Annotated in this window: 3 protein-coding genes; all 3 read left to right on the top strand. The window is 67.6% G+C overall.

Annotated elements, in window-relative coordinates; genetic code table 11:
* Nucleotides 1-5 precede the first annotated feature (5 nt).
* The 3 genes from AZSI13_RS11185 to AZSI13_RS11175 all read left to right on the top strand — a co-directional run bounded on the left by AZSI13_RS11185 (nt 6) and on the right by AZSI13_RS11175 (nt 15,574).
* Nucleotides 6-11,723 carry a DUF4347 domain-containing protein gene (locus AZSI13_RS11185; protein WP_109041241.1) on the top strand — a complete coding sequence of 3,906 codons (11,718 nt, stop codon included), beginning with the start codon at nt 6-8 and terminating at the stop codon, nt 11,721-11,723.
* 123 nt (nt 11,724-11,846) lie between these two features.
* A complete protein-coding gene (locus AZSI13_RS11180; protein ID WP_235609738.1) occupies nt 11,847-13,463 on the top strand; it encodes an efflux RND transporter periplasmic adaptor subunit in 1,617 nt (538 codons plus the stop codon).
* The gene (locus AZSI13_RS11175; RefSeq protein WP_109041240.1) at nt 13,460-15,574 is read left to right on the top strand and encodes an HlyD family efflux transporter periplasmic adaptor subunit; all 2,115 of its coding nucleotides are present in this window, start codon (nt 13,460-13,462) and stop codon (nt 15,572-15,574) included. The genes AZSI13_RS11180 and AZSI13_RS11175 overlap by 4 nt, the downstream gene beginning before the upstream one ends.
* The last annotated feature ends 48 nt before the right edge of the window (nt 15,575-15,622 follow it).

Raw genomic sequence — 15,622 nt, 5'->3', positions numbered from 1 at the left:
TCGCCATGAAAAACCGCCAATCCACCCCCGCCCAATCCCGTCGCCTGAAGCGCCGTGCCCCCGCTCCCATGGCCCTGGAGCCCCGGGTGATGTTTGACGGTGCCGCCGTGGATGCGGCGGCAGCAGCTACCGCTGCTGCCGAGCGGGCCGCCCAGGAGGCAACGCGGGAAAGCAGTGCTGCTGCCGAGCGCCAGAACACTACGGCGGATCGGCCCCAGGCGCTGCTGGATGGCGGCCGCAGCGAGAACGTGACGGAGATCGTCTTCATCGACGGTAGCCTGCCCAATGCCCGCGAGCTGGCGGCCAAATCCTGGTCCGGCGCCAAGGTGGTGATCCTGGACCCGAGCAAGGATGCCTTCCAGCAGATGCGGGACGTGCTCTCCGGCTACCAGGGGCTGAAGGCCATCCACATTCTTTCCCACGGCAGCGAGGGCGTGCTCACCCTGGGGGGGCTGACCCTCAACAAGGACAGCCTCTCCCGCTTCTCCGCCGACCTGGATGCCCTGGGCGACAAGCTCAGCTCCGATGGCGACCTGCTGCTCTACGGCTGCGGCATCGGTGCCGGCAAGGGCGGCCAGTCCTTCATTGCCGAACTGGCCCGGCTGACCCAGGCCGACGTGGCGGCTTCCACCAATGCCACCGGCTCCGCCGCCAAGGGCGGCGACTGGGTTCTCGAAGCCGCCACCGGCGCCATCGAGAGCCGCGCCCTGGCTTTCATGGACGGCGAGCAGCCTTTCCTGCTGGGCAACCCCCTGGTAGCTTCGGTGGATGACACCACTTACGTGGAAGGCAGTGGCCCGGTGGTGGTGGACAACAACATCACCATCACCGGGGGCGATTCCTACGACGGCAAGTACATCCGCTTCAGCGTCACCAACGGCCAGACCACCGATATTCTGAGCCTGACCAATGCGGCCAACGTCAATGCTTCCGGCGCCATCTCCTTCAGCGGCAGCTCGGTGTATCTGGGGAATGGTTCCGGCCGGGACATCATCGGCACCATCGATGCCACCGAAAATGGCCAGGGCGGCAAGGCCCTGAAGATCAATTTCGTCTCCACCTTCACCAACTCTGGCTTCGAATCCGGCAGCCTGACCGGGTGGACCGCCATGAACCAGGTCATCAACCTGGGCACCACGGTGATTGCCGGTTTCACCTCGCCCAATGACGGCACCTACCCGTCCAATGCAGGGGACGACAACGCCTATCCGACGACCCCGGGCAGCTATTCCACCTCCATCGACAGCTCCCAGTACACCGAGGGCAGCAAGTCCCTGCGCCTGGTCAGTTCCGGCATCACCACCGCCAGCGGCTATGACGTGGTCCATGGCCCCGCCGTCTATAGCGACATCTTCCGCGGTGCTGCCGGCGACAAGATCTACTTCGACTGGCGCGCCATGTACGGCGACGATGCCTACGACGTCTACGGCTACATCCTCAACACCGATACCGGGGCCACCACCACGGTGCTCGACGCCACCGGCAACACCACCGCGTCCACCAACTGGGCTACCGCCAGCGCCACCATTCCCACCACCGGCAACTATCGCTTCGTCTTCGTTGCCGGTACCTACGACTTGTCCGGCGGTCGGGCGGCCGGTGCTTCCCTGTACATCGACAACGTGCGGGTCTACGGCTCCAAGGTCAATGATGCCGTGGTTACCGCCATTGCCCGCCAGGTGGCCTTCGAAGCCACTTCCGACAATCCGGTGACGTCCTCCACCCGGGTCTTCTCCGTCACGGCGGTGAGTGCCACCGGCGGTACCAGTACCGATACCGGCCTGATCAACATGACGGCGGTGAACGATGCGCCGGTGCTCGGTGGCGCCTCCCAGACCGTCACCTACACGGAAAACGGCGCCGCCCTGGCCATCGACACGGCCATCACCGTGACTGACCCGGACAGCCCGGCCAACTTCAACGGCGGCTGGGTCCAGGCCCAGATCACCAGCAACAGCGCCGCCGAAGACCAGCTTTCCGTGCTCAACCAGGGCAACGGCGCCGGCCAGATCGGCGTCAGCGGCAGCAACGTGTATTACGCCGGTACCCAGATCGGTACCATCGATGCCAGCCTCAATGGCAGCAACGGCGCGGCCCTGCGCATCAACCTGAATGGCAATGCTTCTGCCGTGGCGGTTCAGGCCCTGGCCCGCACCCTGGCTTATCGCAACGTTTCCGATACCCCCAGCACCGCCAGCCGCGGCGTTACCTTCACCGTCAATGACGGCGGCAATACGGGCACCGGCGGCGCCAAGCAGGCCACCCGGGCGGCCACCGTCATCGTCAAGGCCGTCGATGATCCGACGGTCCTCACCCTGTCGGGCAACAGCCGCACCTATCTGGAAAACGACACCAATTTCTTCGTTGATGCCGGCCTGACCATTTCCGACATAGACAACACCACCGTCAATGGCGCCAAGGTCACCATCAGCACCGGCTTCCAGAGCGGGGAAGACCGCCTGCGGGCCGCCGGCACCGGCGTTACCTGGAATGCCGTCAGCAACACCGGCACCTTCGTCAAGGGCGTTACCACCATCAGCTACAGCTACGACGTGGCCCGGGGCGTACTCACCCTGTCCGGCACCGGCACCCTGCAGGATTACCAGGATGCCCTGCGTGCCGTGCAGTACAACAACATCAGCGAGAACCCCAACGCGGCTGCCCGCACCATCGACATCGTCCTCGGCAACGCCATCGGCTTCCTGGCGCCGGACGGCAAGATGCACTACTACGAGTTCGTCTCCCAGCCCAATGTCAAGTGGACCGACGCCCGGGTCGCCGCCGACGGCATGACCTTCCAGGGCATGCAGGGCTACCTGGCCACCATCACTACGGCCACCGAGAACGACTTTGTGCTCAGCAAGGTGGCAGGCAATGCCTGGGTCGGCGCCTCCGATGCCTATGCCGAAATCAACCGGGTGAAGGGCACCAGCTACACCACCCAGAGCCAGACCGAAGGCCAGTGGTACTGGGTTACCGGCCCCGAGGCCGGCACCCTCATCTCCACCGGCAATGGCACCCCGGTGGCGGCCGCCGGCGCCTACACCAACTGGAACAGCGGCGAGCCCAACAATAGCGGCAGCAACGAGAACTACGCTCACGTCATGAGCTGGACGCCCGTGCCCGGACAGTGGAATGACCTGCCCGATGCCGGCGGCTCCGGCCAGTACGCCTCCACCGGCTACATCGTCGAATACAACGCCACCGGCTCCAGTGTCACCTTTGCCAAGAGTGTTGTCGTTACCCCGGTGCGCAAGAACGATGCGCCGGTGAATGACACTCCCGTTGCCGTGCCCGCCATCCAGGAAGACGGTGTGAACAACACCGGCAGCCTGGTCTCCAGCTTCCTGCGCGGCTCCGATGCCGACGGCAATGCCCTGGGCGTGGCCGTGACCGCCGTGGATAACGCCAACGGCAAGTGGCAGTACTCCACCAATGGCGGCGCTTCCTGGATGGACTTTGGTTCGCCCTCTGACAGCACCGCCCGCCTGCTGGCCGCTTCCGACTACGTGCGCTTTGTGCCCAACCAGGACTATTCCGGCACCGCCACGATTACCTACCGGGCCTGGGACCGCACCAGCGGCGTCGCCGGCAACACGGTGGACCTGAGCGGCGCCAATTCCTACGGTACCTACAAGCCCACGCCCACCGGCGATGAAACCGCCTATTCCGCCACCAAGCAGACCGCCACCCTGACGGTGACGGCGGTGAACGATGCCCCGGTGCTGACCCCGGCCAGCCCGGTGCTGGACCCAATCAACGAAGATGCGGTGAGCAACAGCGGCCAGACCGTGGCTAGCATCCTCGGTTCCTCTGTGGCCGATGTGGATGCCGGCGCCCTGCGTGGCATGGCCATCACTGGCCTCAACGCTGGCAACGGCAAGTGGCAGTACTCTCTGGACGGCACCACCTGGGTGGATGTGGGCTCGGTCTCCAGCACCGGCGCCCTGCTGCTGCGGGCCACCGATTCCCTGCGCTTCGTGCCTGACGGCAAGAACGGCACCAGCGCCAGCATCAGCTACAAGGCCTGGGATCAAAGCAGCGGCACCGCCGGCAGCAAGGCCTCCACCGCCAGCAGCGGCGGCAGCGCCGCCTTCTCCACCGCCGCCAATACCGCCTCCATCGTGGTCGGCTCGGTGAATGATGCCCCGGTCCTGGGGAACGTGAGCAATCCGGCCGGCATCAGCGAAGAAGCCATCAACAACGCGGGCCAGACCGTGGCCAGCCTCTACGGCGCCAACCTGACCGACGTCGATACCGGTTCCCTGCAGGGGGTCGCCATCACCGGCGCCAGCAATGGCGGGGCCACCGGCAAGTGGCAATACTCCACCGACGGCGGCACCAGCTGGTTCGACATCGGCTCCCCCAGCGCTGCCGCTGCCTTGCTGCTCAAGGCGGGCGACCGGGTGCGCTTCAATCCCGACGGCTTCAAGGGCGGCACTGCCACCCTCAGCCTGCGGGGCTGGGACCAGACCAGCGGCACCGCCAGCAATGGCGCGGTCCAGGGCACTGCCGACGTTTCCAGCAATGGCGGCAGTACCGCATTCTCCACCGCCGAGCGCACCATCAGCCTGGCCGTGGCCGAAGTGAACGATGCGCCCCAGATCACCCAGGGTGCCGGCAACACCGGCTTCACCGAAAACGGCGGCGCCGTCACCGTCGGCGGCGGTCTGCAGTTCCAGGACGACGGCGGTTACCTCAACCGGGCCACCGTCACCATCGGTGCCGGCTTCACCACCGGCGACACCCTGGCCGTGGGCAACCTGCCGGCGGGCCTTTCCGCCAGCTACAACGCCGCCACCGGCATCCTTACCCTGACCGGCAACGGCACCGTGGCGGACTACCTGACCGCCCTCAATTCCGTCACCTTCAACACCCTTTCCGAAGATCCGACGGTCAATAGCGCCACCCGCACCCTGGTTTGGCAGGTACGGGACGACACCGGCCTGAGCAGCGCCTCCTCGTCCAGCACCCTGACTCTCACTCCCCTGGCGGACAAGCCGGTGGTGGGCAATGTGCCCGCCAGCTGGTCCTATACCGAGGATGACGGCGCCCGTGTGCTGGCGCCCACCCTGACCCTGACGGACCCGGATGACACCCAGCTGAGTGGTGCCCGGGTCTTCCTAGGAGGAGCTGGCTACCTCAACGATGGCCGGGAACTACTGTCTGCCGTTACTACCGGCACCCAGATTACCGCCAGCTTCGATATGGCCACCGGCGTCCTCACCCTGAGCGGTGTGGATAGCGTGGCCAACTACCAGCGGGTGCTGCGCTCGGTCACCTACAAGAACACGGCTGACTACGACAACCCGAACAACCCGGTGGACAACATCACCCTGGACGCCGTCACCAGAACCCGCACGCTTAGCTGGGAAGTGACGGATGCCAACTCCGATGGCGCCGGTGCTGCCACCTCCGTGGTGCAGAACACCACCATTACCCTGGTGAACGCCAACGAACTTCCTCAGGTGGATAACATCCAGGGCAATACCGCGCCCCTGGATTACACCGAGGGCGGTGACCCGGCTACCCTGGAAGGAGTGCTCAACGTCGAGGACGACAGCGGCCAGCCTGGCGGCAGCGCCAACATTGCTGGCGGCATGGTGAAGATCACCAACGGCCTGGATGCCCAGGACCAGTTGGGCTTCTTCGATGCCACCACCCTGGGTGCTGCCGGCTGGACCCAGAGCGGGGATGCCGTCAGCGGCAGCCTTACCAAGGGCGGGGTAGAAATCCGCTACGCCTATGATGCCGCCACCGGTACCATCACCCTGACGACCCAGGCTGGCGCCGCCTCCAAGGCTGACTACACCGAAGTCATGCAGCGCATCGGCTTCGTCAGCACCGGTGATGATCCCACTGCCAGCAGCCCCACCCGCACCCTCATCTGGCGCGTGGTGGACAACCTGGGCGCGGAGAGCCAGGTCACCTCCGCCCAGACCACCCTGGTGCGCATCACCGCCGTCAATGACGCGCCCACCATCACCCCGGCCACCGGCGGCACCGTTACCTTCACCGAGGGCGGCTCCCCCGTGAAGGCGGCCCCCGTGCTCACCACCGACGATGCGGACGATAGCGCCGCCACCGGTGCCACCGTGGAAATCACCGGCAACGCCCATGGCGACGACCTGCTAGCCATTGCCGGCAGCGCCCTGGCCGGTACCGGCATCAGCCTCGATGCCAGCAGCACCGCCACCCGCCTGGTGCTGGTCGGCCAGGCCAGCCGGGCCACCTACGAGAACGTGCTGCGCCAGATCACCTTCAGCAACAGTAGCGCTGATCCGGCCGGCAGCGGCGGCACCCGCACCCTGAGCTGGACCATCACCGATGACTTCGGCAGCCGGGAGACCGACTTCCCTGCCGGCAATGATGCCGATCCCACCAAGCTGACCAGCACTACTGCCACCAGCACCATCACCATCGCCCCGCGCAATGACGCGCCGACGGTGAGCGGCCTGCCGGGTAGCGCCGCCAGCTACACCGAAGGCGGCAGCGCCGCGGTGCTGGCGGGCAGCATCGCCCTGGGCGATGTGGATGATGCCAATCTTTCCAGCGCCCGCATCTGGATCAGCGGTGGCTTCACCGCCGGCGACACCCTCAGCTACGGCACCCTGCCGGGCGGTGTCACCGCTGCCTACAATGCCGCCACCGGCCTGCTGACCTTCAACGGCACCGCCAGCCGTGCCGATTACGCGGCGCTGCTCAACAGCGTCAAGTTTTCTTCCTCCTCCGCAGACCCCACTGCCGCCTTTGCCAGCCGCGAAATTTCCTGGCAGGTGACCGATGCGGATGCCTCTACCGCCGGCGCCGACAAGCTGCCCAGCGCCACCGGCACCAGCCGGGTGGAGATCACCGCGGTGGATACCCCGGCCCAGCTTTCCGGCCTGCCCGCCAACACCGACGTCACCTTCACCGAGAAGGGCTCGGCCGTGGCCGTGGCCCCCAATGCCGTGCTCAGCGATGCCGATGACACCACCCTGGAAGGGCTGGTGGTCACCATCGGCGCCGGGCGCAGTCCCGGCGACGTCCTGGCGGTGACTGCGGACCTGGCGGACAGTGGCATCACCGCCAGCTTCAATGCCGCCACCGGCACCCTGACCCTGAGCGGTCATGCCAGCCTGGCCGATTACCAGGCCGTGCTGCGCTCCGTGGTCTTCTCCAACGCCACCGACAACCCCTCCGGCAACGGTGCCACCCGCACCCTCAACTGGAGCCTGGTGGGCAGCTTCGGCTCCCGCCTGGGCGACGCCGCCGGCACCAACGACGGCGATGCCGGCGTCACCACCGCCAATGCGGGCAGCAGCCAGATCAACATTGCCGCCCGCAACGATGCCCCGACCCTCTCTTTCGGCCACAACGCCAACCTGGATGCGGCGACCGTGGTCTTCGAGCAGGGCGGCAGCGAGGTCTTTGTCCTCGATGCCAGCAACCCCAACACCGTCGGTAGCGCCACCCTGGCCGATGTGGACGACAACTACATCAGCAGCGCCAGCGTGACCATCAGCGGCAACCGGGGCTCCGGCGATACCCTCTCCGTGGCCACCCCGGCCGGCTGGACCCGCAGTGGCAACGAACTGACCACCGGCAGCGGAGCCAAGGTCCAGGTGGCTTACAACAGCGCCACCGGCACCCTGACCCTGACCACCAGCAGCGGCCAGGTGAGCAAGGCCGAGTTCGAGAGCCTGCTGGAGCACGTGCAGTACAAGAACTCCACCACCTCGCCCACGGCTTCCGGCGCCAGCCGGCAACTGACCTGGACGGTGACCGACGCCAATGCCGCCGGCGACGGCGCCAAGAGCGTCAGCGCCACGTCCTTCCTGGTCATCCGGGACCGCAACGATGCGCCGGAAATCACCCCGGCCTCGACTTCCGTGACCTACACCGAAGGCGATATCGAGGTGGATCTGCCCAACCTGACGGTGGCCGACCCGGACCCGGATGAAATCGTCACCGCCACCCTGACCCTGTCCCATCCCGAAGCCGGGGTGCTGACGGTGGTGCCGGGGGCCCATTACGATGCCGGTACCGGGGTGTGGACCTTCAGCGGCTCGGTGGCCGACGTCAATGCCGCCCTGGCCCTGGTCAAGTTCATTCCCGAACCCAATAACGACGTCAATGTCACGGTCAGTCTGGCTGTCGCCGATGGCGGCGAAGACGGTGCCGCCGTGGCCCACGCCAGCATCGCCGTCAATGTGACGGCGGTGAACGACGCCCCGGAACTGACGCCGGCCAACCCCGTGCTGCCCGGCATCAACGAAGATGCCACCAGCAATAACGGGGCGACGGTGGGCAGCTTCCGCGGCACGGTGCACGACGTGGATACGGGCACCCAGCCCGGCATCGCCATCACCGGCCTGACCAGTGGCAACGGCCATTGGGAATACCAGGTGGCAGGCGGCGCCTGGACGGCCTTCCCGGCCGGCCTGGCCGAAACCCAGGCCGTGCTGCTGGCCGATACGGACCGGGTCCGCTTCGTGCCGAACGGCGAAAATGCCACCACCGCCACCTTCACCTATCGGGCCTGGGACGGTTCCACCGGTCACGCCGGCGATGTGGTGGATGCCAGCCATGGCGGCAACTCCGAAGCCTTCTCCAATGCCAGCGACCAGGCTTCCATCGTCGTCGCCGCGGTGAACGATGCACCGGAACTGGATACCACCACCCCGGTGCTGATCCCCCTGCCGGAAGACAATCAGAACAGCGACGGCCACGATGTTGCCGACCTGCTCGATGGCCAGATGAGCGACGTGGATGACGGTGCCCTCCAGGGCATCGCCATCACCGGGCTGGATTCGGGCAACGGCACCTGGGAATACTCCCTCGATGGCGGCAACACCTGGCATGCCGTGGGCACGGTTTCCGAAAACAATGCCCTGCTGCTGCGGGATACCGACAAGGTGCGTTTCGTGCCCAACGGCCAGAACGCCACCGATGGCACCCTGTCCTTCCGGGCCTGGGACCAGAGTGTCGGCCATGCCGGCGATCGCGGCGACGCCAGCCACAACGGCGGTACCACCGCCTTCTCCGCCGGCCAGAACACCGCCACCATTTCCATCTCGGCGGAGAACGACGCCCCGGTGCTGGCGCCCGATGCGCCCGAGCTGGCCACCCAGACGGAAAACGCCATCAACAACGAAGGCGCGGTCATCGCCAGCCTTCTCGGCAATGCCATCAGCGACGTGGATATCGGCGCCGTGGGTGGCATGGCCATCACCAGCCTGGATGCCGGCAACGGCGTTTGGGAATACTCCCTCGACGGCGGCACGACCTGGACTGCCATCACCGGGGTGGATGCCACCCATGCCCTGCTGCTGGCCGACAGCGACCGCATCCGTTTCGTCCCCGACGGCAAGAACGCCACCACCGCCAGCTTCACCTACCGGGCCTGGGACCAGACCTCCGGCACCGCCGGCAGCCTGGTGACCATCGGCGCCACCGGCGGCACGACGGCCTTCTCCGATGGCGAGAACACCGCCAGCATCACCATCACCGACGTCAACGACGCTCCGGTGCTGGCGCCTGCCAACCCGGTGCTGACCACCCTGGACGAAGACCAGATCGGCAACGGCGGCCAGACCCTGGCCAGCCTCCTCGGCACCTCCATCAGCGACGTGGATATCGGGGCCACCAGCGGCGTCGCCATCACCGGCCTGAGCAGCGGCAACGGCGCCTGGGAATACTCCCTCGACGGCGGCGCCACCTGGGTTTCCGTCGGCACGGTGAGCGAGAACCACGCTCTGCTGCTCAAGGACTCGGACAAGATCCGCTTCGTGCCGGACGGCAAGAACGAAACCACGGCCAACTTCACCTACCGTGCCTGGGACCGTTCCGCCGGCAATGCCGGGGCCTACGCCGATGCAAGCAGTAACGGCGGCGACACCGCCTTCTCGGCCGACAAGAACACCGCCCGTATCGTCATCACGGCGGTGAATGATGCCCCCATCAACGACGTGCTGCCGACCATCGGCGGCGACCACCGGGGTGACGGCACCCTGCGCCAGGACAGCGTGATCCGCGTCGATCCGGGCCAGTGGCACGATGTGGACCTGGGCGACCCGGCCACCACCTACCGCTACCAGTGGCAGATTGCCGACGATGCCGGCGGCACCGGCCTGCGCGACATTCCCGGGGCTACCGGGGAAGCCTTCAATCTGGGGGCCGAGCACATCGGCAAGTTCATCCGCCTCAAGGTGGTGGGCAGCGATGGCAAGGAAGACACCATTGCCTACAGCGGCTTCACCAAGGTCAGCAACCTCGACCCGGTGTCCACCAAGCCCCTGGCCGTCCGGGAAACCACGGAAAGCGTCCCCATCCGCTTCACCGTGCCGGCCGAATCCTTTGCCGATGGCGACCCGGAAGACACGCTGCACTTCAGCGCCACCCTGGCCAATGGCAAGCCCCTGCCGTCCTGGCTGACCTTCGACCCGGTGACCCGGACCTTCTCCGGTACCCCCAGCGGGGCCGACGTGGGCGAAATCCGCGTGCGGGTCATCGCTGATGACCGGGGCAATGCTCCGGCCCATGCCGACTTCACCCTGCGGGTGCTGAGCATTCCGGTCAAATCCGATCCTCCGGTCAAGCCCGAAACGGGCGGCGGCACGGGGGGCTCGCCCGCCCTGCCGGAAGGCACCGGCTTGCCCGGCGGCCTGCCCGGCATCCCCGGTACCGGCCCCGGCCTGCCCGGCATTCCCAGTGGCGGTCCCGGCCTGCCGGGTATGCCTGGCGGGGATGGCGGTGGCGGTCCCGGCACCGGTGGCGGCGGTGGTACTTCCGGCTGGCCCGGCGGTACGGGCGGCGGCACTGGCGGTGGCATGGGTGGCTGGCCCGGCGGTGGCGGCCTGCCTTCGGGCGGTGGCCTGCCCGGTTCCGGCTTGCCGGGTACCTCCCTGCCCGGCGGCACCGACGGCATTCCTTCCAGCATCGACGTGCCGGGTCGCCCGGGCTTCGATGGCCTCGGCGGCTCCGGGTCCCCCGGTTCCACTGGCACGACCGGCACCGCCGGCAGCCCAGGGACGGGCGGCACGGCTGGCGGCTCCGGCCTCAGCGGTGGTGCAAATGCCGGTTCCGGCCTGGCCGATGGCCGCGGTAGCGGTGGCTTCTTCGGCGGCTTCGCCACGGCCGGCAGCGGCACGGGTGATGGTCGGGAAACGGCCAATGCCGGTACCGGCGGCGCTGCCGGCCGGCCGGGCGCAGCGGTTGCCAACGGCAACAATGGCAGCAACGGCAACGCCCTGATCGGCAACGAAGGCTTGACCCGTCAGGAAGGTTTCCAGGTGCTGGTGCGTTCCAGCAACGATGACTCCCAGGCCCTGCGCCTCGGCCGCAATCTGGACGACCAGGACCTGCCGGTGGGCCGCCAGTTCAAGGTCACCGTGCCGGTGGATGCCTTCGTGCATACCAAGATCGATGCGGTGGTGATGCTCTCCGCCAACCTCAGCGATGGTGCAGCCTTGCCGCCCTGGGTGGAATTCGATGCTGCCAAGGGGATCTTCCGTGGCGTGCCGCCGGTGGACTACGAAGGCAGCCTGGAGATCGTCGTCACGGCTCGGGACGGTGCCGGCAATATCGTTTCCCAGCGCTTCCGCATCCGTATCGGTGAAGGGGTGGTGGGCAAGGTCTCCTTCAGTGAACAGCTGCGGTCGGCCGGCAGCCAGGGTCGCCATGCCGAGCGCATGGGGCTGCTCAAGCTGGCCCGGGCAGCCCAGGCCAAGCGGGCCGCCTGAGGAGACCCCGTCTAGATTTGCTCCTTGCTTTGCTTCGCCGGGAAGTTCGCTTCCCGGCATTTTTCTTTTTAGACGGGGGGCGCTGTGCCCCCCGTCGGCGTTTTTCCCGGATTTGCCGACGTCATGTCTTCCCCGACCCCGCTACCGCTGCACGAGGCACCCGCTGCCGAAACCCTGGCCCTGGCCACCCTGCTGCATCTGGTACGGCGGGTGCGCCATGCCCGTTCCCCGGCCGAACTGGGTTATATCGCCGTCAATGAAACCCATGCCCTGAGCGGCTACCGCCAGGCCGCCCTGTGGTTGGCCGATCGCGGCGTGACGGCCCTTTCCGGCATGGTTTCCCCCGAGGCCAATGCCCCCTACGTGCAGTGGATCGAACAGCTGGCCACGGAGCTGGCCAGCCGGGATAGCCAGACGGCCCTGGCGGTGGAAGCCCAGGACATATCGCCGGCTCTGGCTGAGGAATGGCAGGAATGGCTGCCGATACAGGCTCTGTGGGTGCCGATCCTGGCGCCGGGCAGCGGCGAAGGGCAGGGCGGCGCAGCTGCCGAGGCGCCAGCGGCCACCGTAGTGGGCGGCCTGCTATTGGCTCGGGAGCATCCCTGGAATGAAGGGGAGTTGGGCCTGCTGGCCGAGTGGATTGAAGTCTGGGGCGACGGCTGGCATCGCCTGCACCGTCCCACGCCGCGCAGCCACTGGCGGCGCTTTCAGTCCCGTTTGCGGGAAACGCTGCCGACACCCGCCGGCACCCGCCGCCTGGTGCGGCACCTGGGGCGCCGGCAGACCTGGGGCCAGTTCCTGAAGAAGGGCTGGCAGCGCCTCACCGGGCTACCCTGGCGCGGCTTCCTGCGCGGTCTGGTACGTCCTCGGCAATGGCGCCCGGCCTTCCGCCGCGGCGATGCCTGGTTGCTGGCCCAGGCCCGGCTGACCTGGACCCGGCCCCGTCGGCGCTATACCGCCCTGGCCCTGTTGTTCCTCCTGTTCCCGGTGCGCCTGACCCTGCTGGCCCCGGGCGAGTTGGTACCCGCCCACCCCGCCGTCATCCGGGCGCCCCTGGAAGGCACCGTGGATCGCTTTTTCGTTTCCCCCAACAGCCGGGTCAAGGCCGGTGATCCCCTGTTCCAGCTCGACTTGACCACTCTGGAATCCCGCCTCGAGGTGGCCCGTCAGGGCCTCGCCACGGCGGAGGCGGAATATCGCCAGTCGGCCCAGCAGGCGGTATTCGAGGCCAAGAGCAAGGCCTTGCTGGCCCAGTTGCAGGGGCGGGTGGCTGAACGCAAGGCCGAGGCGGATTACCTGGAATCCCAGTTGCTGCGGGCCCAGGTGACGGCGCCCCTGGCCGGGGTGGTGCTGATGGACGATCCCAGCGAATGGGTGGGCAAACCGGTGGTGACCGGGGAGCGCATCCTCACCGTGGCCGATGAGCACGATGCGGAAGTGGAGGCCTGGATTTCCCTCGGCGACGGCATCGACCTGCCGGAGGAGGCCGCCGTCACCCTCTACCTCAACGCCGCGCCCCTCTCGCCGGTGGCGGCCCGGGTGCGCTACTACGCCCACGAGGCGGTGGCCCGGCCTGACGGCTCCTACGCCTATCGCCTGCGGGCCCGCCTGGAGCCAGGCGAAACGGCGCCCCGGGTAGGCATGAAGGGCACGGCCAAGGTACGCGGCCCCTGGGTCACCGCGTCTTACTGGATTCTGCGTCGGCCTCTGGCCATCCTGCGCCAGGCGGTGGGGCTATGAGCGAGGCCCAGGCTGAAATCCTGCGGCCCCTGCGGGAGGAGCTGACCCTCCACCCCGGGCCGGTGGCGGCCGACGGTTCCCCCACCTGGAGCTTGCAGGACCCGGTGCGCAACACCTTCTTCCGCATCGACTGGCCCACCTTCGAGGTTCTTTCCCGCTGGTCCTGCCGCACGCCGGAGGCGGTGGTGGAGAGCCTCCAGGCGGAAACCACCCTGGACCTGGAGATCGACGACATCCTGGCGGTGCAGCGCTTCCTCATGGAAAACCAGCTCTGCCGCATTCCCGGCCCCGAAGGCACGGCCTGGCTGCTGGAGCGGGAAAAGGCCAGCCACAGCAGCATCACCCAATGGCTGCTGCACCATTACCTGTTCTTCCGCCTGCCCCTGGTGCGGCCCGATGCCTGGCTGCGGCGCATGTTGCCCCGGGTGGCGGTGTTCTATAGCCGGAACTTCTTCCGCCTCACCGGCCTGGCCCTGCTGGTGGGCCTGGTGGAGGTTTACCGGCAGTGGGACACCTTCTCCGCCACCCTGGTGGATACCCTGAGCTGGAAGGGGGCGGCGGGCTATGCCGTGGCCCTGGTCTGCGTCAAGGTGCTGCACGAGCTGGGCCATGGCTTCACCGCCCGCCGCCTGGGCTGCCGGGTGCCGGTCATGGGCGTGGCTTTCCTGGTGATGTGGCCGGTGGCCTACACGGATGTGAACGAGGCCTGGAAGCTGACCCGCCGGCGGGACCGCCTGGCGGTGGGGGCGGCGGGCATCGTCACCGAATCCCTGATCGCCGCCTGGGCCACCCTGGCCTGGGCCTTCCTGCCGGAGGGCACCCTGCGGGGCATCGCCTTCATGCTGGCGACGGTGACCTGGTTCTCCACCCTGGCCATCAACGCCAGCCCCTTCATGCGCTTCGACGGTTACTTCCTGCTGTCGGACTGGCTGGATTTCCCCAATCTTCATTCCCGGGCCTTCGCCCTGGCCCGCTGGGACATCCGGGAACGCCTCTTCGCCCTGGGGGAAGAAGCGCCCGAGCACTTCAGCCCGGCCAGGCAGCGCAGCCTGATCCTCTTCGCCTGGGGCGTCTGGATCTACCGCCTGGCCCTGTTCCTGGGTATCGCCGCCATGGTCTATACCTTGTTCTTCAAGGCCCTGGGGCTGTTCCTTTTCGCCGTCGAAATCGGCTGGTTCGTCATCAAGCCCCTGTGGAGCGAGGTCAAGGAATGGCAGCGCCGCTGGGAGGTCATCCGCAACCGGCCCCGGGCGCGGCGCACCGCCTGGATCGCCGCCGCCGTGGTGGTGATCGGCCTCATTCCCTGGAACTTCCAGGTAGCCGGCCAGGGCGTGCTGCGCACCGTGCGGCACTTCCCCCTGTTTCCCCCCGGCAGCGCCCAGGTGGTGGCCCTGCCCGTGCCGGAAGGCGGCCGGGTCAAGGCTGGCACGCCCCTGGCGGTGCTGGCCTCGCCGGATACGGATTATCGCCATTTCCAGGCCCGGCAGCGGGTGGAGCATCTCAGCTGGCAGGTGGATGTGGCCGGCTTCGACGACAGCCTGCGGGCGCGCCAGCTGGTGACCCAGGAGGAACTGTCCACCGCCGCCAGCGAAGAGAGCGGCACCTCCCGGGAGCGGGAGCGCTACGTCATCACCGCCCCCTTTGACGGGGTGCTGCGGGACCGCCTGCCGGATCTGCGCCCCGGCGACTGGGTGGGGCGCCAGGAGCCCCTGGCGGTGCTCACCGACCCCAGTGCCTGGCAGGTGGAAACCTATCTGTCGGAAAGCGAAGTGGCCCGGGTGGAAGCTGGCGACGGCGGCCGTTTCTTCCCCGAAACCCGGGGCCAGGCCAGCCTGCCCCTGACCGTGGTGCGGGTGGACCGGGATGCGACGCGCATCCTCCAGGACCCGATGCTGGCCAGCACCCACGGCGGCGAATTGCTGGTGCGGGAGCGCAAGGGGCAACTGGTGCCGGAGCAGGCGGTATATCGGGTGGTGCTGACGGTGGATGACCCCCAGGCCGCCCACCGGGCCCAGCGCGGCCATCTGGTGATCTACGGCAGCCCGAAAACCCTGCTGGGGGATTTTCTGCGTACCGCCCTGGCGGTCCTGGTGCGGGAGTCTGGCTGGTAAGCCAGTCGATAAGCCAGTCGGCAAGTCAGTCGATAAATCGGCTGGCAA

Source organism: Azospira sp. I13 (genome assembly GCF_003112695.1).
Taxonomy (GTDB): domain Bacteria; phylum Pseudomonadota; class Gammaproteobacteria; order Burkholderiales; family Rhodocyclaceae; genus Azospira.
Note: the sequence above shows the minus strand (reverse complement) of the source record. Positions and strands in the feature narration are given on the sequence as shown.